This is a genomic window from Streptomyces sp. NBC_00726 (assembly GCF_045161735.1).
Lineage (GTDB): Bacteria > Actinomycetota > Actinomycetes > Streptomycetales > Streptomycetaceae > Streptomyces.
Genome location: NZ_CP108983.1, coordinates 3,475,170 through 3,498,746, shown reverse-complemented (window position 1 = coordinate 3,498,746; position 23,577 = coordinate 3,475,170). Strand labels below are relative to the sequence as shown.

16 protein-coding genes, 6 tRNA genes and 1 riboswitch are annotated in these 23,577 nt (G+C 70.3%); of the genes, 11 read left to right on the top strand and 11 right to left on the bottom strand.

Going from position 1 to position 23,577, the window contains the following annotated elements; genetic code table 11:
- The first annotated feature begins 50 nt into the window (after window positions 1-50).
- Complete coding sequence (trmB, locus tag OG338_RS15615; RefSeq protein ID WP_405937903.1) at window positions 51-887, top strand: tRNA (guanosine(46)-N7)-methyltransferase TrmB; 837 nt, start codon at window positions 51-53, stop codon at window positions 885-887.
- A gap of 50 nt (window positions 888-937) precedes the next feature.
- A complete protein-coding gene (locus OG338_RS15610; protein WP_405937902.1) occupies window positions 938-2,542 on the top strand; it encodes a PrsW family glutamic-type intramembrane protease in 1,605 nt (534 codons plus the stop codon).
- 22 nt (window positions 2,543-2,564) lie between these two features.
- On the opposite strand, the gene OG338_RS15605 is transcribed toward OG338_RS15610, so the two are convergent.
- The 4 genes from OG338_RS15605 to OG338_RS15590 all read right to left on the bottom strand — a co-directional run bounded on the left by OG338_RS15605 (window position 2,565) and on the right by OG338_RS15590 (window position 6,643).
- Window positions 2,565-3,509 (bottom strand): aldo/keto reductase, encoded by a 945-nt coding sequence (locus OG338_RS15605; RefSeq protein ID WP_405937901.1) that lies wholly within the window; start codon window positions 3,507-3,509, stop codon window positions 2,565-2,567.
- Between the two features lie 182 nt (window positions 3,510-3,691).
- Window positions 3,692-4,861: a M23 family metallopeptidase gene (locus tag OG338_RS15600; protein WP_405937900.1), complete on the bottom strand. Its 1,170-nt coding sequence runs from the start codon at window positions 4,859-4,861 to the stop codon at window positions 3,692-3,694.
- An 11-nt stretch (window positions 4,862-4,872) separates the two neighbouring features.
- Window positions 4,873-5,026: riboswitch (cyclic di-AMP (ydaO/yuaA leader) on the bottom strand.
- A gap of 211 nt (window positions 5,027-5,237) precedes the next feature.
- The gene (locus tag OG338_RS15595; RefSeq protein WP_405937899.1) at window positions 5,238-6,401 is read right to left on the bottom strand and encodes a PP2C family protein-serine/threonine phosphatase; all 1,164 of its coding nucleotides are present in this window, start codon (window positions 6,399-6,401) and stop codon (window positions 5,238-5,240) included.
- A 168-nt stretch (window positions 6,402-6,569) separates the two neighbouring features.
- Window positions 6,570-6,643: transfer RNA gene (locus OG338_RS15590), tRNA-Met, on the bottom strand.
- Between the two features lie 250 nt (window positions 6,644-6,893).
- On the opposite strand from OG338_RS15590, the gene OG338_RS15585 reads away from it, so the two are divergent.
- Both OG338_RS15585 and OG338_RS15580 read left to right on the top strand, forming a co-directional pair.
- Window positions 6,894-7,184, top strand: a complete 291-nt coding sequence (locus OG338_RS15585; RefSeq protein WP_405937898.1) for a hypothetical protein — start codon at window positions 6,894-6,896, stop codon at window positions 7,182-7,184.
- A 100-nt stretch (window positions 7,185-7,284) separates the two neighbouring features.
- The gene (locus OG338_RS15580) at window positions 7,285-7,695 is read left to right on the top strand and encodes an SHOCT domain-containing protein (RefSeq protein WP_405937897.1); all 411 of its coding nucleotides are present in this window, start codon (window positions 7,285-7,287) and stop codon (window positions 7,693-7,695) included.
- A 60-nt stretch (window positions 7,696-7,755) separates the two neighbouring features.
- Here the strand turns inward: OG338_RS15580 and OG338_RS15575 are convergent.
- From OG338_RS15575 to OG338_RS15555, 5 genes are all read right to left on the bottom strand, one after another.
- A tRNA-Lys gene (locus OG338_RS15575) sits at window positions 7,756-7,829 on the bottom strand.
- Between the two features lie 236 nt (window positions 7,830-8,065).
- Window positions 8,066-11,167 (bottom strand): FG-GAP-like repeat-containing protein, encoded by a 3,102-nt coding sequence (locus OG338_RS15570; protein ID WP_405937896.1) that lies wholly within the window; start codon window positions 11,165-11,167, stop codon window positions 8,066-8,068.
- A gap of 258 nt (window positions 11,168-11,425) precedes the next feature.
- On the bottom strand, window positions 11,426-13,477 hold the full coding sequence (locus tag OG338_RS15565) for a DEAD/DEAH box helicase (RefSeq protein WP_405937895.1): 2,052 nt from the start codon (window positions 13,475-13,477) through the stop codon (window positions 11,426-11,428).
- A gap of 241 nt (window positions 13,478-13,718) precedes the next feature.
- The gene (locus tag OG338_RS15560) at window positions 13,719-14,309 is read right to left on the bottom strand and encodes a hypothetical protein (RefSeq protein WP_405937894.1); all 591 of its coding nucleotides are present in this window, start codon (window positions 14,307-14,309) and stop codon (window positions 13,719-13,721) included.
- Between the two features lie 180 nt (window positions 14,310-14,489).
- The gene (locus tag OG338_RS15555; protein ID WP_018101725.1) at window positions 14,490-14,840 is read right to left on the bottom strand and encodes a metallopeptidase family protein; all 351 of its coding nucleotides are present in this window, start codon (window positions 14,838-14,840) and stop codon (window positions 14,490-14,492) included.
- Window positions 14,841-14,926: 86 nt separating this feature from the next.
- On the opposite strand from OG338_RS15555, the gene OG338_RS15550 reads away from it, so the two are divergent.
- The 7 genes from OG338_RS15550 (at window position 14,927) to OG338_RS15520 (ending at window position 21,453) form a co-directional block, all read left to right on the top strand.
- Window positions 14,927-16,444: a metallophosphoesterase gene (locus OG338_RS15550; RefSeq protein WP_405937893.1), complete on the top strand. Its 1,518-nt coding sequence runs from the start codon at window positions 14,927-14,929 to the stop codon at window positions 16,442-16,444.
- 80 nt (window positions 16,445-16,524) lie between these two features.
- Window positions 16,525-16,597 (top strand) — tRNA-Glu (locus OG338_RS15545).
- 39 nt (window positions 16,598-16,636) lie between these two features.
- A tRNA-Asp gene (locus tag OG338_RS15540) sits at window positions 16,637-16,711 on the top strand.
- 24 nt (window positions 16,712-16,735) lie between these two features.
- Window positions 16,736-16,812, top strand: a tRNA-Phe gene (locus tag OG338_RS15535).
- A gap of 100 nt (window positions 16,813-16,912) precedes the next feature.
- On the top strand, window positions 16,913-20,842 hold the full coding sequence (gene hrpA, locus OG338_RS15530; RefSeq protein WP_405937892.1) for an ATP-dependent RNA helicase HrpA: 3,930 nt from the start codon (window positions 16,913-16,915) through the stop codon (window positions 20,840-20,842).
- Window positions 20,843-20,947: 105 nt separating this feature from the next.
- A tRNA-Asp gene (locus OG338_RS15525) sits at window positions 20,948-21,022 on the top strand.
- 137 nt (window positions 21,023-21,159) lie between these two features.
- On the top strand, window positions 21,160-21,453 hold the full coding sequence (locus tag OG338_RS15520; protein ID WP_405937891.1) for a DUF6274 family protein: 294 nt from the start codon (window positions 21,160-21,162) through the stop codon (window positions 21,451-21,453).
- Between the two features lie 473 nt (window positions 21,454-21,926).
- Here OG338_RS15520 and bldC read toward each other — a convergent pair whose 3' ends face one another.
- Window positions 21,927-22,133, bottom strand: a complete 207-nt coding sequence (gene bldC / locus OG338_RS15515; RefSeq protein WP_003949541.1) for a developmental transcriptional regulator BldC — start codon at window positions 22,131-22,133, stop codon at window positions 21,927-21,929.
- A gap of 534 nt (window positions 22,134-22,667) precedes the next feature.
- The gene (locus OG338_RS15510; RefSeq protein ID WP_405937890.1) at window positions 22,668-23,513 is read right to left on the bottom strand and encodes a hypothetical protein; all 846 of its coding nucleotides are present in this window, start codon (window positions 23,511-23,513) and stop codon (window positions 22,668-22,670) included.
- Window positions 23,514-23,577: the final 64 nt, after the last annotated feature.

Below are 23,577 nucleotides of genomic sequence, written 5' to 3'. Positions count from 1 at the left end.
TCCCCGCGCCCGCCGTGGCGGGATGCCCGGCCCCGTAGAATCAGGGCATTGTGTCTGAGCCCAAGAACCCCTCCCGTCCGACGCCCGACGGCACCGTGCCCACCACCGCCGGCATCCCCGACGACGTGCGGGCCGCGTCCCTGGAGCGCGCGCGCCGGATGCGCCAGGAGCCCCGCTTCCCCGGCGGCCCCGCGGCCGACCCGGCCGGTTCGCACCACGAGCGCCGCATCCGCAGCTTCCAGCCGCGCCGCAGCCGGGTCACACCCGGCCAGCAGAACGCCCTGGAACGGCTCTGGCCCAAGTGGGGCCTGGACATCGACGGGCTGAGCGTCCTCGACCTGCCCGCCCTGTTCGACGGCCTCCCGGTGGTCCTGGAGATCGGCTTCGGCATGGGTGAGGCCACCGCGCAGATGGCCGCCGACGACCCGGGGACCGGCATCCTCGCCGTCGACGTGCACACGCCCGGCCAGGGCAACCTGCTCGGTCTCGCCGACCGGAACGGCTCGACCAACGTCCGGGTCGCCAACGGCGACGCGATCATCCTGCTGCGCGAGATGCTAGAGCCGGATTCGCTGGACGGGCTGCGGGTCTACTTCCCCGACCCGTGGCCCAAGTCCCGCCACCACAAGCGCCGGCTGATCCAGCCGGAATTCCTGAACCTGCTGGCAGACCCGCTGAAGTCCGGGGCGATCGTGCACTGCGCGACCGACTGGGAGCCGTACGCCGAGGAGATGCTCGAAGTGCTGACCGCGCACCCTCTCTTCGAGAACACGGTGGCGGACGGCGGTTACGCCCCACGCCCCGCGTTCCGCCCCCAGACCCGGTTCGAGGGCCAGGGTCTGGGGAAGGGCCACGTCGTGCACGACCTGCTGTTCGCGCGCGTCTGAGCCCGGCGGGCACCATGGCCGTTGTCGGACCCGCTCGTTAGGGTCAAGGGGTGTCCGATGGGTCTGTTCAGCGACAACGGTGGGATCAGCCGGCCGTCCCGGTGCTCCAGGAGCAACGGGTCGGCGAGATCCTGGCCGCCGTGCCGGCGCGCGGCCAGTGGCGTTACCGGCCGCGCCGCGTCGGCCCGCTCTGGCGGAACCGCACGTTCCGAGTGGTCGCCGTCTTCACGCTGCTGGCGCTCTGCGGGGTGGTGATCCTCGCCCTGGTCCGCGATCAGACCGGCACCGAGGGCTTCCTCGTCGGCCTGTGCCTGGCCGTCCTGCCGGTCCCGGTGCTGATGACGGCCTTCCGCTGGCTGGACCGGGTCGAGCCGACCCCGTGGCGGAATCTGCTGTTCGCCTTCGCGTGGGGGGCGTGCGCGGCGGCCCTGGTCGCCATCCTCGCCAACTCGTTCGCGATCCGGTGGATAGCCGACAGCGATCCGGGGAACGCCGACACCCTCGGTGCCACGGTCATCGCACCGGTGGTCGAGGAGAGCGCCAAGGCCGCGGCCGTCCTGCTGCTCTTCCTCTTCCGCCGGAGGGAGTTCACCGGGATCGTGGACGGCGCCGTCGCCGCCGGCTTCACCGCGACGGGGTTCGCCTTCACCGAGAACATCCTCTACCTGGGCAACGCCTTCGGCGAGGACCAGCAGCTGGGCTCCGGCTTCGCGGCGGTGACCGTGGTGACGTTCCTGGTCCGGGCCGTGATGACCCCCTTCGCCCACCCGCTCTTCACCGTCCTGACCGGCATCGGTCTCGGGATCGCCGCGAGCAGCGCCCCCGGCCGCCGGGTGCGGCGCATCGCCGTCCCGCTGCTCGGCCTGGTCCTCGCGATGGGCATGCACGCCCTGTGGAACGGCTCCGCGACCTTCGGCAGGTTCGGCTTCTACATCGTGTACGGGGCGTTCATGGTCCCGGTGTTCGGCCTGCTGACCTGGCAGGTGGTCCGGGCCCGCCGCAAGGAGCTGCGCTCCCTGGCCGTCGAGCTCCCCGCGTACGCCGAAGCCGGCTGGCTCACCCCCGAGGAGCCCCGCGCCCTCGCCTCGATGCGGGCCCGCGCCCTGGCCAGGAACGCGGCGCGCCGGCGGTATGCGGTGAGCGCCTCCGGCCATCCGTACCACCCGGACTACGCGCGGGTCCGTGCCAAGGAGGCGAAGGAGCGCGGCAGGGCGGCGGCGCGCGCGGTCGCCGAGTACGAGGCGTTCGCGACGTCCCTGGCCTCCCTGCGCCGGCAGGCCGGGCGGGGCAGGGCCGACCCGGACTTCGCCGCGCGCGAGCTGGAGCTGCTGCACCACCTGTGGCAGCGCCGCGAGATCGCGGGCCCCGCCCTCGCGTACGCGGCCCGGGCCACACACCGCCGGCCGCCCGGCTACACCGCCGCCTGGCCACCCCGCCGGCCGTACGCGGGCGGGCCCACGCCGTACGCGTACGGCAGCCCGTTCCCGTACAACGGCCATCCGAATCCGTACAACGGCAGCCCGTCTCCGTACGGCAACCCGTCTCCGTACAGCAGCCCGACCCCCTACGGCAGCTCGCCCCCATACCCGACGACGCAGCCCCACGGCCAGCAGCCCCACGGCCAGCAACCTCACGCCGGCGGGCCCCCGGTCTGATTGGCAGGCCCCGGCCTGATCCCTACGCCGACGCCGCCGTCAGCGTCGTCAGCTCCTCGTCCGTCAGCTGGAGCCCGGCGACCGCCAGCAGGGCGGGCAGCTGGTCGACCGTGCGGGCGGAAGCGATCGGCGCGGCAACCGTGGGACGGGACGCGAGCCAGGCCAGGGCCACCGTCGCGATCTCGGCACCCCGGTCCCGCGCCACCGTGTCGAGCGCGGCGAGCACCCGCTGTCCGCGCTCCGACCTCAGGTGACCGGCCGCGCTCCCGGCGCGGACGCTGTCCACGGCCGTCCCCGGGCGGTACTTGCCGGTGAGGAAGCCGGCGGCCAGCGCGTAGTACGGGACAGCCGCGAGCCCGGCGTCGGCGGCGGTGTCCTGGAGCTCACCCTCGTAGGTGTCCCGCGAGACGAGGTTGTAGTGCGGCTGGAGCGCCACATAGCGGGCCAGGCCCTCGCGCTCGGAGAACTCCAGCGAGGCGCGCAGCCGCGCGGCGCTGATGTTGGAGGCGGCGATCTCGCGGACCTTGCCCTCCTTCACCAGCGCGTCCAGGGCGGTGATGATCTCCTCGACCGGGACGGTCTCGTCATCGAAGTGCGTGTAGTACAGGTCGATGTGGTCCGTGCCGAGCCGGCGAAGCGACTCCTCGGCGGCCGACTTGATCGTGGGCGCCGAGAGGCCCTTGTAGCCGGGGAGCGCGCCGGCCTTCGTGGCCACCACGACGTCGGACCGGTTGCCGCGCGACGCGAGCCACTTGCCGATGACCGTCTCCGACTCGCCGCCCTCGTTGCCGGGTGCCCAGTGCGAGTAGGCGTCGGCGGTGTCCACGAAGTTGCCGCCGGCCGCCGCGTACGCGTCGAGGACGGCGAAGGACTGGGCCTCGTCCGCGGTCCAGCCGAAGACGTTTCCACCGAGGCAGAGCGGGAAGACCTGGAGGCCCGACGGGCCGAGATTGCGCAGTGAAGTCATGGGTGGATCAACGACTTCCGGCTCGGACGCTATTCCGGCTCGGACGCTATTCCGTGCCGCATACATCCGGCAGGCTGCGGCTACGCGAACCGGCAGCCCTGACGTCGGGGGGTGTGCGTCAGGGCTGCCGGGGTTCGGAAGGCCGCGTGCGGGGAAGGGCCGGGGCGTCGGAGAAAGAGATCTCAGACCGTCAGACCGCGGGCGCGCAGCCAGGCCATCGGGTCGATGCCGGTGCCGCCCGGGGTGTGGACCTCCAGGTGGAGGTGTGGGCCGGTCACGTTGCCGGTCGCGCCGACGCGGCCGATGGTGTCGCCGGTGGTGACCTTCTGGCCGACCGTGACACCGATCGAGGACTGGTGGCAGAACCACAGCTCGGTGCCGTCCTCCAGCTCCAGCACCGTGCGGTAGCCGTAGGCGCCGGACCAGCCGGCCGACTTGATGGTGCCGGTGTGGATGGCCTTGATCGGGGTACCGGTCGGGGCCGCGAAGTCGAGGCCCGTGTGGTAGCCGGAGGACCACATCGAGCCGGCCTCGCCGAACGTCGAGGTGATCGTGTACGAGGAGGTGGGGAGGGAGTAACTGGCGGCGAGCTTGGCCAGGCGCAACGCCTCGGCCTTCTTCTTCGCCTCCTCCTCCGCCTTCTTCTTCTCGGCGGCGGCCTTGGCCTCGGCCTCGTCCTGCTGCTTCTTCGCCTCGGCGGCCGCCTTCTCGGCGGCGGCCTTCTCCTCGGCCGCCTTCGCCTCGGCGTCGGCGGCGCCCTGCTGCTGCTCGGCCTGCTGGAGGATGCGGGCGCGCAGCGCCTCGCCGGCGTCCGTGGTGCCGTGCTCGGCCTCGGCGGTGGTGATGCCGGCGGTGGTCAGCGGGGCGGCCGCGGTGGCGGTGGCGGGCGTTTCGGCCTCGCTCCCGCCGGAGAACAACGCGCCCACGCCGGGCAGGGACTTGGCGTCGGGGAGATTGTCCGCGATGGAATCGGGAAGAGAGATGGAGACCGGCGGCTTGCTCTGCGCGGTGGCCATGCCACCCGCACCGACGGCCGCGATGACACCGACGCCGAGGACGGTGGAGCTGCGGGCCAGACCATTGCGCTGCTTGGCGACACGGTGCTTGCCGCGGACGGGGCGGACGGACTCCTCGGTGGGATTCCATTCCTCCCAGGTCCGCTCCGATTCGGCGTCGTCGGCGCGGAAGCCGCTGTCGAAACCGGCGCCGGTGGCGAAGCCGTTGCCCCGATCGGTCACGTAGTCGCCGCCCTGTTCCGGGATGTACGCGGTGCCGGGGCCGGACGCGAAGTCGGCGCCGTACTCGGACACGAACCGGGAGGGTGATTCGGGGGCAGGCTTGTTGGACGCCACGCGGGCGCGCTCCTTTCCTTCCTTCTCGCCTACCGGGTTAGCTGACGGGTTCGGAGCAGGAAGGTCTCCTACGGGTTCCTCCGCCTCTTGTGAAGACGAAGACGCCCGATTCACCCCATGTAGGTGGTTCCCCGGTTCCCTTGCGGAATTCGGCGCACGCGCGCGGCGCCGTCCCTGACGACGGCTGGGACAACCGCGCTGCGTTATCGAACGTTAATAGACAGACGGGTCCGATTCCAAGCTGTTCCCGCTGATCGTTCACGCGATGGGCCCGGACTTTACGGGACACAACCGGGTGCAATCGGGCGAGTTGATCGGCACTCAACCACTACGCATTTTCTGACGTTGCGTCAAATGTTATGCGGAGCGACGCTCCTCAGTCACGCAGCGTGTCACCCGCTTTGACGATCTTCACCGTCCTGCGCCGGTCGGGCTGCCCCTTCGCCGGCCGTGCCACCGCGAGCAGCGCCATGTCGTCGGTCGACTCGCCCCCCGTATGCAGCCGTACGTCGTCGGTCAGCGCGGACAGCAGCTCCTCGGGCCCCGGGAAGAGCCGCCCGCGCAACCGCTCCGCCGGGTCGTAGAAGACACCCTCGGCGTCCCGGGCCTCCGACAGGCCGTCCGTGTAGAACAGCAGCGTCCCGCCGGACGGCAGCTCCCACTCGTCCGAGCGGTCCGGCCGCACCCCCAGGTCCATGCCCAGCGGCAGCGCGGGCTCCGAGGGCGTCAGCGCCTCCACCGCCCCGTCCCCGTACAGCAGCAACGGATCCGGATGGCCGCGGTTCACCAGTCGTACGCGCTCCGCGCCCGGCGGGATCTCCGCGAACACGGCGGTCACGAACCCCTCGAACGCGTCCAGACTGCTCCGCCGTACCGACTCACGCGCCAGCGCGCGCTCCAGCCGCTGCGCCACGCCCTCCAGCGACTTCTCGTGCTCCGCCGCCTCCCGGAACGCCCCGATCACCACCGCCACCGCGCCGACCGCCTCCAGCCCCTTCCCGCGTACGTCCCCCAGCACAAGCCGTACGCCGTACGGAGTGTCAGCGGCCGCGAAGAGGTCGCCCCCGACGAACTCGTCCGCCTGCGCCGCCTCGTACCGCGCGGCCACCTGGAGTCCGCCGAGCCGCTCGGGCGGCGCGGGGAGCACGGCCCGCATGGCCGTCTCGGCGATGATCCGGGCGGACGCCAGCTGCTCGCTTCCGCGCCGCACGACGCGGTTGATCACACACGCCTGGACGGCAACCGTGAGCACGGTGAGCAGTTCGATGAACGAGACCACCTTGACCAGATCACCGGTGTAGAGCCGGATGCCCGCGACGGCGAGCACCGCGGCGATCCCGATCCGGATCGTGGTACCCAGAGCGAAGAAGGGCGCGGCGATCAGCGGGGCGGCCGCGAACATCGGGACGGCCGTGAAGGAGGGTGGTGCAAAAAGGTCGAACACCACCCCGATGACGATCATCGCCACCGGCAGCACCCGGACGAACCGGCGACTGCCCGCGCCGTCGGGCCCGCGCCACCGTCGCGCTCTCTTCCCCACCTGCGGTCTCCTGCCCGGTGCGGCCACGGCCGGGACCGCGCACCTCCCCCAGCCTCGCGCCCGCCCGGCCACCGGGCGAATCCTCGGCCGCCGAAGGAGCGAAACGCGTCTGCGCCGGAAACGCATCAGGCCCGGCACGCTGCCTGCGTGCCGGGCCTGATCCATCAGTAGCGGGGACAGGATTTGAACCTGCGACCTCTGGGTTATGAGCCCAGCGAGCTACCGAGCTGCTCCACCCCGCGTCGGTGAACCCAACTCTACGGCATCTTCGGAGCCCTCATGACCACGCGGACCGCGACCGCCTTGATCCAAGCGTCAAAGTGCCGAAAACGAGAAGGTGTTGCAAGGAACATGTGTTCTGTCGCAAGGTATCTGCTGCACCCCCCGGCTCGGTGGGCTGCCCGTGTGAGCAGGCCCCCGACCGCGCATGCCGGCGCGCGTCGAGAGCCGCTCCCGGTCTCTGATCGCAGCCTGCCTGGAGGGCTCTCGACCATGGCCGCACCACTCGCCTCCGATCACACCCCCGCCCCCTCGGCCACCCCGCCGTCCCCCGCACGCGCCGCCGCCAAGAGCGGCCTCATCGGCGGTGTGATGGGCGCGGCGATGAGCGCGGCGGTGAACTACCTGGCGATCGGCCTCCCGGGCAGCGCGTCCGTCAACGCGGTCAACCACGCGATATCGGGCCTGATCAGCGGGTTCCTCGCCGGTTTCATCGGCATCATGGTCCACAGCAGGAAGACGACCGCGGCCACCGCCGCCGACCCGTCCGAGCCGGAGAAGTAGCCACCGCCCTCCCCAGCGCTCCCCCTCAACGGGCGCACGGGCCCATATGGCGATATGACTGATTTCAGACTCAGCCATTTCGAGGCTCCGGGAGTGGACGATGGACGACTATCCCCTGCTCAACCTGTTCTGGACGATGCTGTGGTTCTTCCTCTGGATCATGTGGCTCTTCCTCCTCTTCCGGGTCATCATGGACATCTTCCGCAGCGATGACCTGAGCGGCTGGGCCAAGGCCGGCTGGCTGATCCTGGCGCTGGTACTGCCCTATCTGGGCGTGCTGATCTACGTGATCGCCCGCGGCAAGTCCATGGGCAAACGCGACGTCCAGGAGGCGAAGGAACGCGACGCCGCCTTCAAGGCGTACATCAGGGACGCGGCGGGTACGGAGGGCGGCACCGGCCACAAGAGCGGCGGCCATGTCGAGGACCTGTCGAAGCTCGCCGACCTCAAGGACAAGGGCGCGATCACCGAGGAGGAGTACCAGCGAGCGAAGTCGAAGCTCCTGGTCTGACACCCGCCCCGCACACGGCAGAGCCCCGGGCAGCGCACGCGCTGACCCGGGGCCACGAGGTAGGCCGTGTGGGACTCGAACCCACAACCAACGGATTAAAAGTCCGCTGCTCTGACCAATTGAGCTAACGGCCCCCGGCACATCACCACCGAGCATAGCCCGCCCCGGCCGCGCAGCCGATCGGGTATCGGCCGCGCGGCGCCGTCAGCGCGGTGGGGCTCCATGAAATCCGCACCCGGGTCGGCGTCCCGTGGTCCGAGGCGACCTGCTCCACGCATGCGCCGTTGTCGCAGGGCACGGTCCTCAACCGTCCGGTGTACGTACGGAGTTCACGCGGCCCGACGGTCAAGGCGTCGGGCCGCGTGAGTGATCAGAAGAGGTGCGTGTACATCTGCCAGCCGCCGCCGACCTTGGTACGCGCCGCCAGCGCGCCCTCGCCGTCGCCGCGGTAGCTCCACAGCACGCCGGACTTGTCGCGGGCCAGCAGGTCCGCGCGGCCGTCGCCGTTCAGATCGCCGGAGCCGACCATCGTGTCGTACATGGTCCAGCCGTACCCGATCTTGGTACGGGTTCCGAGTGTGCCGTTGCCGGTGGCGGGGTAGCGCCACACATTGCCCGAGCGGTCGCGGGCCACCAGGTCACCCTTGCCGTCGCCGTCCATGTCGCCCATGCCGGCCAGAAGGTACCCCTGCCAGCTGTAGCCGATCTTCACCCGGGGCTCGAAGAGGCCGTTGCCCTTGCCCAGGTAGAAGTACAGGTCGCCGGCAGGCGTCCGGCCGAGCAGATCGGCGCGCCCGTCGCCCGACATGTCGCCGGGCGACGTCAGGGCGTCGAACATGTTCCAGCCGGTGCCGATCTTCTTGTACGGCGTGGTGGGCTTGAGCGCGGCCCCGCAGCCCGGCGTGTACGCGCGCAGCTCGCCCGCCTCCGTACGGACCAGCACGTCGTTGCACCGGTCGCCGTTGATGTCCTCGAACGGCACGGCGGCCGTCACGGTGTTGCCGCCCGTCCAGCCGGTGGCCGACACCTTGTCCTCGACCCGCCCGGCCCCGGTCCCCGTACCGGCCCGCCAGTCGGCCTTCCCGGCCGAGGTGAACGCGAGCAGGTCCCCGAACCCGTCGTCACCGACGAAGTCCCGTGGCGCGGCCGCCCCACCGGTCAGTTTGAGAGTGCCGGAAGTGGTGAAGGGGGCGCCGCTCCCGTCGGCGGGGTCGGCGGTCAGGGTCCAGGCGTAGGAACCGTTCGGGGCGTACGCGCCGGTGGCGGTCTTCCCGTCCCAGGCGGCCGTGATCAGGCCGCGCGCCTCTCCGCCCGTCAGGGTTCGAACGGTGGCGCCCGTGGCCTTGTTCTTCAACGTCAGCTGCCAAGAGGCGGCAGGCTTCGACAGCCACCAGCGCGCCGTCCAGGACGGAACCCCGCCCCGCAGCGCCGTCGATGCCGGCACGTCGGAGTCGATACGGGCCATCGGCGAGGCGGGGATACCCAGATCGGCGACCGTGATGTCCCCGTCGGGCTGCCGCTGATAGGCGATACGTCCGGTGCCGGTGTCGATGGCGTGCTTCGGCTCCCGCTCACCGTCGCCGGTCATCGTGTACGTGTGCACCGGTACGGGGGTCTCTCCCCGCACATCAGTGATCTGCACCTCGTCTTCGGCGCCCCACCCGACGACGTAACCGTCGCCGAGCACGGACACCGGGTCGAGATGAGTCAGATTGGTCTTCTTCTCCAGATCGAACACGCCGCCCCTGGCGGGACTTCCGGCGCAGTCCCAACTGAGCCAGTGCAGGGTCACCTTGATGAATTCGGCCTTGCACCCGGTGCCGAGATCCACCGTCTGCCGCACTGCCCCGGTCCGCGCGTCACGACTGACCACCGTGCCCGCCACGGTGCCCGCGCCCCACACCCGGTCTCCGTACAGATCGGTGTCCTCACCGCCGAACGACATGCGCGACAGCAGCGTCCCCGTATCCAGGTCGACGGTGATGAGGCCGGTGTCCTCGCCGTCAGGACTGCCGCCGAGCCCCAGTGCGTAACGGCCCGACACATCCGCGACCTGGAACCATTCAAGATCAGGGACCGACAACGGAACTGCCTCTGTACCTCCCGGCCCCACGACCGACGGCATCTGTGGGCCATCGCTCGCGGGCGCCGGCATGATCACGGTTCGTCCGTCACCTGTGGCGAACAGGGTCGGGCACCCATCGCTGTCCCCGCAGTCCGCCAGATCGAAACCACGGTCACCGGCCGGCCCCGTGCCACCGATGGCAAGCGGGCCCGACACGGATACGGTTCGCGAGCGGAAGCCCTTGCTCTGATCGGACAGGAGCTCCAGTGATTCGAGCTGCCCCTGACTGAAGCTCATCTCCTGTGGTCGCGATGTCGCCGGTGTGACGTCGACCAGCTTGCCCGTGGTCGGTCCGCCGTCACCCGGGCGGACCAACTGCACACCCAGCCCGTCAGGCTGGGAGCCGGCCACCACGAGCAGCCCACCGTCCGGGGTGGGCATGGCGTCGGCCCGCCCGTAGGCGAAGAGCACCTCCTCGGGACCGCCGTCCAGGGGAACGGTCACGAGCCGGTACGGAGTCGAGCCTCCCTGCCCGGAGGCGCGTGCGACCACCAGGTGCTGCCCGGTGACGCCGAGAAGCCTGTCGCCTTCCGCGTACGGAAGGTTCTTCACCTGGCTCACGGACAGAGGCCCGGACTGCGATGTGCCCTTCGCGTAGAAGGTCACCTTGCCGTCCTTGGTCCACTCCGCCACGTAGTCGCGTGACACCACCGTGGACGCCGTCGCGGCGGAGACGTCGGGACCCACCGGGCGGGCCTCACCGGTCGACAGCGAAATCCACAACGGCCGGAGGCGGGCCCCCTGGCCGTACCGCACGAGAACACCATCGGCCCCGCCGGTGACCGCCTTGACGGGACGCTCGGCGTCGTCGGGCCATCCGAAAACCTCCGTGTCCTGGACGGAACCCTTCACGAGCCGCAGCAGATGCCACACCGGCGCGGCCGTGGGGCTCGTGCGGCTGTACGTCACGACTGTCGTGCCGTAGGTACCCACGTACTTGTGCCCGGCGGGCAACTGCACGTAGGAGTTGGTCCCTGCGACCACGTCATACAGCCGGATCTGGCCGTTCTCGATCATCCCCCGGCTCTGGTACGCGGCCACGACGTCGGACCCGGCCCCATAGGTGCCATCGGCATCGGGACCTTCGAGGTCGTTGTAGATGATGTGGTTCTCACCGCTGTACGAACTCCAGAACTGACCGCGCCCCTCCTCGTACCGCAGATACCCCGTCGGCCCGGCCGACAGAGGAATGACCGTTCTCGGCTGTGCGGCGACGTCTGCGGGAAAGACCACCTCGCCACCGGTCGCCGCACTCGCGGATCCCGCGTTCAGTGGTACGAAGCCCGCACCGATGACAAGGGCCGCGACAACGGCGACCGCACTGCGCACACCTATATGACGTCTCAAGCTCAGTCCCTCCCGGACACCCTCGAAAAGGCATGGAGAGGACGCGGCAGATGTGCCGCGGTCTATGCGAAGTGAAAGCCCCCCGGCCCCAACCCCCCATGCGAATGCGACGACTTTAACAGCAGACGCACAGGCACCGACAGATGATTTCGAACTCGTTCAAATCCTGCTTCCACCACTGCCGGACGACGAAAGAGCGGGCCCGTCCAGGAAGGACGGGCCCGCTCTCAGCAGACCTTCAGAGGGCCGTCAGCGCACTCAGCCGTTGCGCTTCCAGCGCGGCTTGTCGTCGCGGCGGCCGAAGGAGCCGGTGCTGGTGCCGGTCGAACGGTGGTCGTCGCGGCGGCCGTTCGGGCGGTCGCCGCCGGAACGGAAGCCACCGGACGGACGGTCGTCACGACGGTCCCGGTTGAACGGACGGTCACCGCCGGAGCGGAAGCCACCCGACGGACGGTCGTCACGACGGTCCCGGTTGAACGACGGACGGTCGTCGCGGCGCTCGAAGGAGCGGCCACCGCGGTCGTCACGGCGGTCGCCGCCGGAGCGGAAGCCACCCGACGGACGGTCGTCACGACGGTCCCGGTTGAACGGACGGTCACCGCCGGAGCGGAAGCCACCCGACGGACGGTCGTCACGACGGTCCCGGTTGAACGACGGACGGTCGTCGCGCCGGTCGTTGCCCCGGTAACCACCGGAGGGCCGGTCGTCGCGGCGGAACGGACGGTCGCCCCGGTCGTCACGGCGGTCGTTGCCCCGGTGGCCACCGCGGTTGTCGCGGCGCTCGTAGTTGCCCCGCTCGTCGCGGCGGTCCTCGCGGACGGCCGGCTGCTCCGGCACGGAGGCGGCGGCAGCCGCGAGGGCGGCCTCGGCCTCGGCGGTGACCTCGGCCACGGCGGCCTCGGGGTCGTCGCCGCGCTCACGGGCGGCACGCGCCACCAGGCGGTCGGCCTCCTCGCGGAGCTCGACGGCGCGGCGCTGGGCGCGCTCCAGCTGCTTGGTCAGCTCGGCGGCCTCGCGCTCGGCCTGCTTCGCGGCGTTGTTCGCGGAGTCGGCCTGGACCTCGGTGAGCGAACGGGCGCCGGTGATCTCGGCGACCTCCGGCTCGAAGACGCCCGCACCCTGCACGATGTGGCGCGAGGCGTCGACGCCCGCGTCCTCCATCAGGCGGAAGATCTGGCGGCGCTGGTGCGGCAGGGCCAGCGAGACGACCACACCGGACTTGCCGGCACGGGCGGTACGGCCCGAGCGGTGCAGGTAGTCCTTGTGGTCACCGGCCGGGTCCACGTTCAGGACCAGGTCGATGCCGTCGACGTGGATACCGCGCGCGGCGACGTCGGTCGCGACGAGCGCGTTGACGTAACCCTTCTTGAAGTCCTCCAGGACCCGGGTGCGCGCGCCCTGCGTCATGCCGCCGTGCAGCGCGTCCGCCTTGACGCCCGCGTCGACGAGCTGCTCGGCGATGCGGTCGGCACCCAGCTGGGTGCGGACGAAGATGATCGTGCGGCCCTTGCGGGCGGCGATCGCGGAGGTGACCGGCGCCTTGTCCTTCGGCTTCACGACGAGGACGTGGTGCGACATGGTCGAGACGTTGCCCTGCGCGGAGTCGACCTCGTGGGTGACCGGGTTGCTCAGGTAGCGCTTGACCAGCGTGCCGATCTCGTTCTCCATGGTGGCGGAGAAGAGCATGCGCTGGCCGCCCTCGGGGATCTGGTCCAGCAGCTCGGTGACCTCGGGCAGGAAGCCCAGGTCGGACATCTGGTCGGCCTCGTCCAGGACGGCGACCTGGACGCTCGAAAGCGAGCACGCGCCGCGGTTGATGATGTCGCGCAGCCGGCCCGGGGTGGCGACGAGGATGTCGACGCCGCGCTCCAGGGCGTAGATCTGGTTGCCCATCGACGTACCGCCGCAGACGACCTTCATCTTCAGGCCGAGCACGTCGCCGTACGGCTGAAGCGCGTCCGCGACCTGCATCGCGAGCTCACGGGTCGGGGTGAGGATGATCGCGCGGGGCTTCTTCTTCTCGGTGTACCCCTCCGCCAGCGCCGACAGGGTCGGCAGGCCGAAGGAGAGGGTCTTGCCGGAGCCGGTACGGCCGCGGCCGAGGATGTCCTTGCCGGCCAGGGCGTCCGGGATGGTCGCCGCCTGGATCGGGAAGGGCGTGGTCACACCGTTCTGCGCGAGCTTGCGGACGATGCCCTCGGGCAGGCCCAGGTCGGCGAAGGTGACGGTCGGCTCAGCGGCCTCGGCGGTCTCGGCCACGACGGCCTCGGCGACAGCGGTGAGCTCGTCGTTCTCGACGTTCTCGGGCATGACGGTGTGGTCAGAACTGGAAATTGACATGCGAAATGCGAAACCTTCCGGAGTCTCGGCACGCGCCCATAACTCCGTGATTTCGCAATGTCGACCGCCTCAATGCGGTCCAGCCACGGCAAGGGAGAGTACGCGCCACACGGCGCTCTTCTGTGTCGGCGCCGGGCAATGGGATCAAACGATCTACCACCATACGCACTCTCACCCACATTGCGCAAGCCGCCTCCCGTCACCCACCCCCTCAGGCCGGTCCCACCTGCGGTGATACCTCCGGTGTACGCAGCTCCGCCACCTCATCCGGCCACCCCAGGGCGTCGGTACGGAACTGAGCGGCCGGAGACGCCGAGGGCGCCGGCGGCTCGGGCTCCGAGGGCCCGGAGGGCTCCGGCCCGGGCTCCTCCGGGTCCGGCGGCGCGGGCGTGTCCGCCGGATCCTCCGGACCCGGTACGGGGCCGGGGTCGGCCGGCGCCGGGGGCTCCGGCGGCACGGACTCGGCCGGGCCCGCCGATACGGAGGGACGGGCGGCCCGGTCCTCGTCCTTCCCCGGTCCGTCCCCGGACCCGTCGGTGGCGGGCGCGCTCCCGGAGGGCGACGCGGAAGCGCTCGGCCCGGCGCCCCGGCGCTCGGACTGCGCACCGGCGCCGCCGAACCGGGAGTGCCCGGTCCCCGTCACCGTGGAGCCGTTCGGCTCGACCGCGGCCCCCTTCGGCTCGGCGGACCGCGAGGGCGCCGGTTCCGCCCCGTCGGAGCCGACGCTCATACAGCCGGTGGACGTGGCGAGCGTGACAGCGGTGACCGCTGCCCAGCGGACGGGGACGGAGAACTGGCGCACGGGGGCACCTCCGGGGACGCGAGGAAGAACGGGGCCTGACATGAACGAGACGGGTGCGCTCTGCCCAACTCCCGTGACCCCGCCCGGGACACGCCCGCCGGGCCGCCTCCTTCGCCCCGGGCGCCCGGCGCGGAGGAGCCGGGCGCCCGGCCGCGTCGCCCCGGCCGCCCCGCGCCCCGCTCACCCGTAGCCGAGCGCGTGCAGCCTCTCGTCATCGATGCCGAAGTGGTGGGCGATCTCGTGGACCACGGTGATCTCCGTCTCGGCCACCACGTCCTCGCGCGTCTCGCACATCCGCAGCGTCGGACCCCGGTAGATCGTGATCCGGTCCGGCAGCACACCCGCGTACCACTCGCCGCGCTCGGTCAGCGGCGTGCCCTCGTACAGGCCGAGCAGCTCCGGGTCGTCGGACTCCGGCTCGTCCTCCACGAAGACCGCCACGTTGTCCATCAGCCGGGTCAGCTCCGGCGGAATCCGGTCCAGTGCCTCGGCGACCAGTTCCTCGAACGCTTCCCGCGTCATCTCCAGCACCCGGCCATTGTCCCGTACGGCCACCCGCCCCGCCCAGGTCCCCGCGCCCGGGCATACCCGCACCACGACCGGGGCAGGGGCACCCAATGGCCCGCGCCCGACTCCCCTGCCGCCGCCCGATATCCCGCCGCGCCGTCCGCGGCCCTCTCGCCGCACCCCGCCCCTTCTTCCGCGCGCTCGGACTGGTCGTCGTGGTGCTGTTCGGCGCCTGGCTCGGGCTGCTCGCGGTGGGCAGCGTCCGGACGACCGTGGGGCCGATGGACACGACGATGACCCTGCGGCCCTCGCTCAGCGGCGGCACCAAGATCAACGTCTCCCCGCTCGGCGCCCTGGAGCTGGACTCGCACCGCGCCCCGGTCCGCCTGGACGTGGACGTGGACCGGCTCGACCCGGTCCGCTCGCAGGCCCTGGTCCAGCACCCCGAACGGCTGGCCGGGCTGGAGGACGAGGTCACGTCGGACGTCGCCGCGGGCACCCGCGAACTGGCGCTGCGCTCCTGCGTGGCGGTGGTGACCGGGGCGACGGCGCTGGGCCTCGCGGTGTACCGCCGGCCGCGCCGGGCCCTGGCCGCCGGGGGCCTGGCCCTCGCGCTGCTGGCCGCGTCCGGCGTCGGCGCGTACGCCACCTGGAACCCGAAGTCGGTCCTGGAGCCCAAGTTCTCCGGGCTGCTCTCCAGCGCCCCTTCGGTCGTCGGCGACGCCCGCTCGATCGTCAGCGACTTCGACGTCTACCAGCAGGAGCTGGCCCGTCTGGTCACCAACGTCACCAAGCTGTACGACGCCACCTCGACGCTCCCCGTCTACAGCCCGGACCCGGCGACCCTGCGCGTCCTGCATGTCTCGGACATCCATCTGAACCCGGCCGCGTGGCACATCATCGGCTCGCTCGTGGAGCAGTACGACATCGACGTGATCATCGACTCCGGCGACACGATGGACCACGGCACCGCCGTCGAGAACAGTTTCCTGGACCCCATCGCCGACCTCGGCGCCCCCTATGTCTGGGTGCGCGGGAACCACGACTCGGCGGTGACGCAGAAGTACCTGTCCGACAAGAAGCGCTTCCCGAACGTCCATGTCCTGGACCAGGGCCGGGCAGTGACCGTCGGCGGGCTACGGGTCGCCGGGACCGGGGACCCGCAGTTCACCCCGGACCGGACGGGCCCCGAGCAGGCGGAGGACGTCGAGAGCGTGGCCGGCCGCACGCTCACCGCCGCCCTGCGCGAGCAGCAGCGGTCCGGCACCCCCGTCGACATCGCCGTCGCCCATGAGCCGGAGGCGGCGAAGGAGACGGACGGCGAGGTGCCGCTGGCGCTGGCCGGCCATGTGCACCACCGGCAGAACGAGGTCCTGAGGGAAGGCACCCGGCTGATGATCGAGGGCTCCACGGGCGGCGGCGGGCTGCGCGCCGTCCAGAACAAGAAGCCGGAACAGGTGCTCGCCTCGGTGCTCTATCTGGACCGCTCCACCCGCCGCCTGCAAGCCTGGGACGAGATCACCCTCGGCGGCCTCGGACTGACAACGGCCGAGGTCAGCCGCCATCTGCCGGAGCAGAAGCCCGTCCTCACGAGCCCGTCCCCGACCGGCCCGACCCCGTCCCCGTAAACCGTTTTGGCGAACGCCGCCGGCATCCCATATGCTTCTCACGTCCCCGACGCGCTGCAAGGCGCGCAGGTGGGCCCTTAGCCCTCATCGTCTAGTGGCCCAGGACGCCGCCCTTTCAAGGCGGTAGCACGGGTTCGAATCCCGTTGGGGGCACGCTTGAACGTGTGCGAGACTTGGTCTCGCACATTGCTTGGTCCTGTGGAGCAGTTAGGAGTGCTCGCCACCCTGTCAAGGTGGAGGCCGCGGGTTCAAATCCCGTCAGGACCGCTGAGGTTTCACGTGAAACCTTGTGGCTGGGTAGCTCAGTTGGTACGAGCGATCGCCTGAAAAGCGATAGGTCGCCGGTTCGATCCCGGCCCCAGCCACCACCCGAAGGCCCCGTCCACCGGATGGGGCCTTCGCCATGCCGGACCGTCGCCCGAAATGGGTTCGCCCTTCGTCCGGCCCGGGTGAGATCCTGGGATCCGTATGTCTACTTCCTTCGCCGATCTCCAGTCCCGGCTCGCGCAGCTCTCGCTCCGTGACGCGAACCGGCTCGGCCGCCGCCTCGAAGGCGCCCGCCGTATTCGCAAGCCCGAGGCCCAGCGGGCCGTGCTGGACGAGATCGCCGCCCAGGCGGACAAGGCAGCCGGGCGGCTCACGCAGCGGGCCGGCCGGATGCCCGCCATCACGTACCCCGAACAGCTCCCGGTCAGCCAGAAGAAGGACGAGATCCTGGAGGCGATACGCGACCACCAGGTCGTGATCGTCGCCGGTGAGACCGGGTCCGGCAAGACCACCCAGATCCCCAAGATCTGCATGGAGCTGGGCCGGGGCCTCCGGGGCATGATCGGGCACACCCAGCCGCGCCGGATCGCCGCGCGCACGGTGGCCGAGCGGATCGCCGACGAGCTGAAGACGCCGCTCGGCGAAACCGTCGGCTGGAAGGTCCGCTTCACCGACCAGGTGAACCCGGACGCGACCTTCGTCAAGCTGATGACGGACGGCATCCTGCTCGCCGAGATCCAGACGGACCGCGAGCTGCTGGCGTACGACACGATCATCATCGACGAGGCCCACGAGCGGTCGCTGAACATCGACTTCCTGCTCGGCTATCTGGCCCGGCTGCTGCCCCGGCGCCCCGATCTGAAGGTCGTCGTCACCTCCGCGACCATCGACCCGGAACGCTTCTCGCGCCACTTCGGCGACGCCCCGATCATCGAGGTCAGCGGGCGTACGTATCCGGTCGAGGTCCGCTACCGTCCGCTGCTCGAAGAGGCCACCGAAGACACGGACGACGCCGACCGCGATCAGATCACCGCGATCTGCGACGCCGTGGACGAGCTCCAGTCCGAGGGCCCCGGGGACGTCCTGGTCTTCCTCTCCGGCGAGCGCGAGATCCGCGACACCGCCGACGCGCTCGGCAAACGGAACCTGCGCAACACCGAGGTGCTCCCCCTCTACGCGCGCCTGTCGCACGCCGAGCAGCACCGGGTGTTCCAGCGCCACACCGGCCGCAGGATCGTGCTGGCCACCAACGTCGCCGAGACCTCGCTGACCGTCCCCGGCATCAAGTACGTGATCGACCCGGGCACCGCCCGCATCTCCCGCTACAGCCACCGCACCAAGGTCCAGCGGCTGCCGATCGAGCGGATCTCGCAGGCCAGCGCCAACCAGCGCAAGGGCCGCTGCGGCCGTACCTCGGACGGCATCTGCATCCGGCTGTACTCCGAGGACGACTTCCTGACCCGCCCGGAGTTCACCGACGCGGAGATCCTTCGTACGAACCTGGCCTCCGTCATCCTCCAGATGACCGCCGCCGGCCTCGGCGACATCGAGAAGTTCCCCTTCATCGACCCGCCGGACCACCGCAACATCCGCGACGGCGTGCAGCTGCTCCAGGAGCTCGGCGCCCTCGACGCCGCGGAGAAGGACCCGAAGAAGCGGCTCACCCCGCTCGGCCGCAAGCTCTCGCAGCTGCCGGTGGACCCGCGCCTCGCCCGTATGGTCGTGGAGGCCGACCGCAACGGCTGCGTCCGCGAGGTCATGGTCATCGCCGCCGCGCTCTCCATCCAGGACCCGCGCGAGCGGCCCTCCGACAAGCAGACCCAGGCCGACCAGCAGCATGCCCGGTTCAAGGACGAGACCTCCGACTTCCTGGCCTTCCTGAACCTGTGGCGCTATATCCGCGAGCAACAGAAGGAGCGCGGCTCCTCCAGCTTCCGCCGGATGTGCAAGCAGGAGTATCTGAACTTCCTCCGTATCCGTGAGTGGCAGGACATCTACGCCCAGCTGCGCACGGTGGCCAAGCAGATGGGCATCGAGCTCAATGAGGAGGACGCGCCCGAGCAGTCGGTGCACACCTCGCTGCTGGCCGGGCTGCTGTCGCACATCGGTCTCAAGGACACCGAGAAGAACGAGTACCTGGGCGCCCGCAGCGCCAAGTTCGCGATCTTCCCCGGTTCGGCACTGTTCAAGAAGCAGCCGCGGTTCGTGATGTCGGCGGAGCTCGTGGAGACGTCCCGGCTCTGGGCGCGGGTCAACGCCAAGGTCGAGCCGGAGTGGATCGAGCCGCTGGCCCAGCATCTGCTGAAGCGCACCTACAGCGAACCGCACTGGGAGAAGGACCAGGCCGCGGTGATGGCCTACGAGCGGGTCACGCTGTACGGCGTGCCGATCGTCGCCCAGCGCAAGATCAATTTCGGCCGGATCGACCAGGAGACCTCGCGGGACCTCTTCATCCGCAACGCCCTGGTCGAGGGCGACTGGCGCACGCACCACCAGTTCTTCCACGACAACCGCAAACTGCTCGGCGAGGTCGAGGAGCTGGAGCACCGCGCCCGGCGCCGCGACATCCTCGTGGACGACGAGACGCTGTTCGACTTCTACGACCAGCGCATCCCCGAACACATCGTGTCCGGGGCCCATTTCGACTCCTGGTGGAAGCACAAGCGGCGTGACGAGCCGGACGCGCTCGACTTCGAGCGCTCGATGCTCATCAACGAGAAGGCCGGGGCCGTCACCAAGGACGACTACCCGGACTCCTGGCGGCAGGGGAAGCTCAAGTTCCGGGTGACCTACCAGTTCGAGCCCGGCGCGGACGCCGACGGTGTGACCATCCACATTCCGCTTCAGGTACTGAACCAGGTCACGTCGGAGGGCTTCGACTGGCAGATCCCGGGCCTGCGCGAGGAGGTCGTCACCGAGCTGATCCGCTCGCTGCCGAAGCCGATCCGCCGGCACTACGTACCCGCGCCGAACTACGCGGACAAGTTCCTGGACCGGGCCGTGCCCCTCCAGGAGCCGCTGCCGGTGACGCTGGCCCGTGAGCTCCAGCGGATGGTCGGGGTCCCGGTCACCGCGGACGACTTCGACCTGAGCCGGGTCCCGGACCACCTCAAGATCACCTTCCGGATCGTGGACGAGCGGCGCCGCAGGGTCGCCGAGGACAAGGACCTGGAGGCGCTGAAGCTCCGGCTGCGCCCGAAGGCCCGCCAGGCCCTCTCCAAGGCCGCCGCGGCCACCGCGGGGCCCTCCGGCGAATCCATCGAGCGCTCGGGCCTGAAGGACTGGACGATCGGCACGCTGAACAAGGTCTTCGAGACCCGCAGGGCCGGCCAGCCGGTCAAGGCGTATCCCGCGCTCGTCGACCAGGGAGAGACAGTCGCCGTACGCCTCTTCGACACCGAGGCCGAGCAGGCGCAGGCGATGTGGCGCGGCACCCGGAAGCTGATCCTGCTGAACATCCCGGTGAACCCGGCGAAGTTCGCGTCGGACAAGCTGACGAACCAGCAGAAGCTGGCCCTGTCCCGCAATCCGCACGGCTCCATCCAGGCCCTGTTCGACGACTGCGCGACGGCGGCCGCCGACCGGCTGATCGCGGCGCACGGCGGCCCCGCCTGGGACGAGGCGTCGTTCCGGACGCTGTACGACAAGGTGCGCGCGGACCTGGTGGACCTGACCGTGCGCACGATCGGCCAGGTACAGCAGATCCTGGCGGCCTGGCAGGCGTGCGAGCGCCGGCTGAAGGCCACCAACAGCCTGGTCCTGATCAACAACGTCACGGACGTACGCGACCACCTGGCGCGCCTGATGCCGGCCGGCTTCGTCACCGCGGCCGGGCTGCGCAGGCTGCCCGATCTGATGCGCTACCTGGTGGCGGAGGACCGCAGGCTCCAGCAGATGCCGACCAACGTCCAGCGCGACACCACGCGCATGGAGAAGGTCCACGAGATGCAGGACGAGTACGCCTGGCTGCTGGAGCAGCTGCCCAAGGGTCGGCCCGTCCCGCAGGAGGTACTGGACATCCGGTGGATGATCGAGGAGCTGCGGGTGAGCTACTTCGCGCACGCCCTGGGCACCGCGTTCCCGGTCTCGGACAAGCGGATCGTGAAGGCGATCGACGCCGCCGCACCCTAGCGCGTCTCCGTAACGGAACTGCCACCCGGAGTGAGTTCGACCGCACCCGCTGAACTCCTGTACAGTCTGTTTTCGCAGCCGGACGCAAGGAAGGCGGCGAAACCTGGTCCTGTGGAGCAGTTAGGAGTGCTCGCCACCCTGTCAAGGTGGAGGCCGCGGGTTCAAATCCCGTCAGGACCGCAGAACGAAAGCCCGGATCGCATCGATCCGGGCTTTCGCGCGTCTTGACTGCGGTGCCCGCCGACGAGTACTCAGAAACCAGGGGCCGCCCCGGATTCCCGGAGCGGGGCGGCGCGCATCCACCGGGAGGTGGCGCGATGGGGGCATCCACGGGCGAGAGCCGGCGCGAGCGAAAACAGGGCCGCGCGAGGGCGCCCAGGCACGACGTCCGCGCGCTGCTGCGCGCACATCTGGCCGCCGCCTCCGGCTACCGGCACCTCACCCGGCACTGCGCGGTCTGCGCCCGGCTGCTGAGGCTCGCCATGGAGCCCGTGACGGCCCCGCAGGCCGCCCGGACGCCCGATCGGCTCGCCGGACCGTCCGAGCCGCCCACGAGGCGCCCACGAGGCGCCGACGGGTCCCCGTACAGCCGTCGCGAAGCGGGGACGTAAGTCCTCCTACGACATGACCTTCGGCGCGGGCGTCGACTTCCTCACAGTGACAGGCTCGTAGTTGGCAACACTTGCGTGGTGTGACGGGTGTCACTGAATCAGTTTTGAGAAGGGGGTCCTTTACACCCTTCCTACAACTAGCGAATTTAATATGTGCAATTGCACTCCCCGGAGGGATGTCCTCCGGTTGCCCCCGCACCGCACGCCGACACCCCACGGCGAGGCCCCGGCCGCCGGGGCCCGGCTGTGCAAACGGTGCCGTAAGCCGACGGGGGGCAGACGCAAGGCCGAGCCGTTCCAGGCGCAAAAAAAATCGCGCTGGACCCGGCGGAGTCCAGCGCGATCGGATGACATGACCCGTACGGCACAGGTATGGCGCCCGTTGGGGCGGGCGCCCGTCATATGGAGCTATGGGTGAGCAAGTGGGTTGGGGGACCCAAAAGCCCAGGTGTGACGGGGTGACAGGGGGTTTGTCAGGCCTCGCTGCGCTGCTGCGGAATACCCGCAAGCAGTGCGCGGACCTCTGCCTCGCGGTACCGGCGATGCCCACCGAGCGTGCGGATGGACGTGAGCTTGCCTGCCTTCGCCCAACGGGTAACCGTCTTCGGGTCCACGCGGAACATCGTGGCAACCTCAGCCGGGGTCAGCAGCGGCTCGGCATCAGGGGTGCGAGCGGTCATGAGCGGCCTCCTCGGGAGAACCGAACCATCTCGGTTCTTTCCTCTAAATTCTGCACCTTGACCCACGTTGCCCGAAATGGCGGACGCGGGCCGAGTCGGTTATAGGACGAACGGCTTGTCCTCGGCACTACAACTACACCATCCGTCCAGCCCGGTCGGCCAAACCGATGGAATTGCCCTCCCAGGTGTCCATCAGCGACGGAAAGCCGATGGACCATGCCATAGCGGACAGTCACACCACCGTGACGATCAGTCACAGAGCGATCAGGAGTCATCAGACCCCCCATAGCGTGCAATGCTGAGTGATCCGCCCATACATGGACGGATAGAGTCCTCACCGGACTCCTTGTCCTATTTTGGCACGAGGGGTAGGGAAGGGCGCAAGGGCCCCGTAAGTGCTATCCATCACGGTTGAGGCAAAGGCCCGGTTCGGGACGTAGGTCCCGCCACCCCCTGGACCCCTTCCGCCCCTTCACCCACACGTGTCACATCCGACACCGGTTCACGAGCCGTCCGTACAAGGTGCCGCGGCGGTCAGTTGGCGAACTGACGGTCCCTTACGGCCCGCCAGCGCTCCGCGAGACGCGCGTACGCCTCGGCCGCCCGCTCCGCGTCCCCCGCCCGCAGCGCGGCGATCCCCTCCGCCACGTCGGCCGCGCTCCGGTCGACGCTGAGCTCCCGCTCCGGCAGCGCGTGCACGAGCCCGCCGTAGTCCAGCTCCACGAGCGAGCGCGGGTGGAACTCCTCCAGCCACCGCCCGATGTCCACGAGCCCCGCGGTCAGCGGACCCTCGTCCATCGTCTCCCGCAGTGTCCGCAGCGACCGGGCCAGCCGGCGCCGCGCCTCGACCATCGGCGTCCGGTACCGGAACACCGGAGGCTCCCCGTCCGGACCGGCCACCACATGCTCCCGCTCCTCGTCCGCGAACAGCACGAACCAGCGCACCGGAACCTGCCACACCGCCGTCCTGATCCACGGCCGGGCGTCCGGATTGCGCTCCGCCCAGCGCTCGTGGTCGGCCAGCGCCTGCCCGCGCACCACCGGCGGCAGCACCGCGTCGAGCACCGGCCCGGGGAACAGCTCCGCCAGCCCGTCCAGCGCCAGCCAGCCGCGCAGCCGGGTCCGCCACGGGCACACGCACACCACGCCGTCCACCTCGGCCACGAACGCGTCGGCACTCTCGTGCACCGGCACCCCGGCGGGCGGGGTCGCCGCCAAGTCCGCCAGCGAGCGCCTGAGTTCGTCCTGTGCCGTGGGCATCCGGTCGCGGGCCGCATAGCGGGCCCAGTGGGCGCGCTCGCCCTCCGGGAAGGCCGCCAGTGGCTCGTACACCCGGAGGTAGGACGCGTAGGGAACCAGCACCGAAGACACCACCGACATGCGGTGATCGTGTCACGCCTGTCCCCCGGTAGGGGGTGATCCTTGGCACTGGAACAGATCTACG

What these genes read in the sequence shown, in the direction of transcription:
- OG338_RS15605 (WP_405937901.1), bottom strand. Translation starts at nt 3,509, where the DNA reads ATGACTTCACTGCGCAATCTCGGCCCGTCGGGCCTCCAGGTCTTCCCG.
- OG338_RS15585 (WP_405937898.1), top strand. Translation starts at nt 6,894, where the DNA reads ATGGCCGCACCACTCGCCTCCGATCACACCCCCGCCCCCTCGGCCACC.
- OG338_RS15580 (WP_405937897.1), top strand. Translation starts at nt 7,285, where the DNA reads ATGGACGACTATCCCCTGCTCAACCTGTTCTGGACGATGCTGTGGTTC.
- OG338_RS15565 (WP_405937895.1), bottom strand. Translation starts at nt 13,477, where the DNA reads ATGCCCGAGAACGTCGAGAACGACGAGCTCACCGCTGTCGCCGAGGCC.
- OG338_RS15550 (WP_405937893.1), top strand. Translation starts at nt 14,927, where the DNA reads ATGGCCCGCGCCCGACTCCCCTGCCGCCGCCCGATATCCCGCCGCGCC.
- hrpA (WP_405937892.1), top strand. Translation starts at nt 16,913, where the DNA reads ATGTCTACTTCCTTCGCCGATCTCCAGTCCCGGCTCGCGCAGCTCTCG.
- OG338_RS15520 (WP_405937891.1), top strand. Translation starts at nt 21,160, where the DNA reads ATGGGGGCATCCACGGGCGAGAGCCGGCGCGAGCGAAAACAGGGCCGC.
- bldC (WP_003949541.1), bottom strand. Translation starts at nt 22,133, where the DNA reads ATGACCGCTCGCACCCCTGATGCCGAGCCGCTGCTGACCCCGGCTGAG.
- OG338_RS15510 (WP_405937890.1), bottom strand. Translation starts at nt 23,513, where the DNA reads ATGTCGGTGGTGTCTTCGGTGCTGGTTCCCTACGCGTCCTACCTCCGG.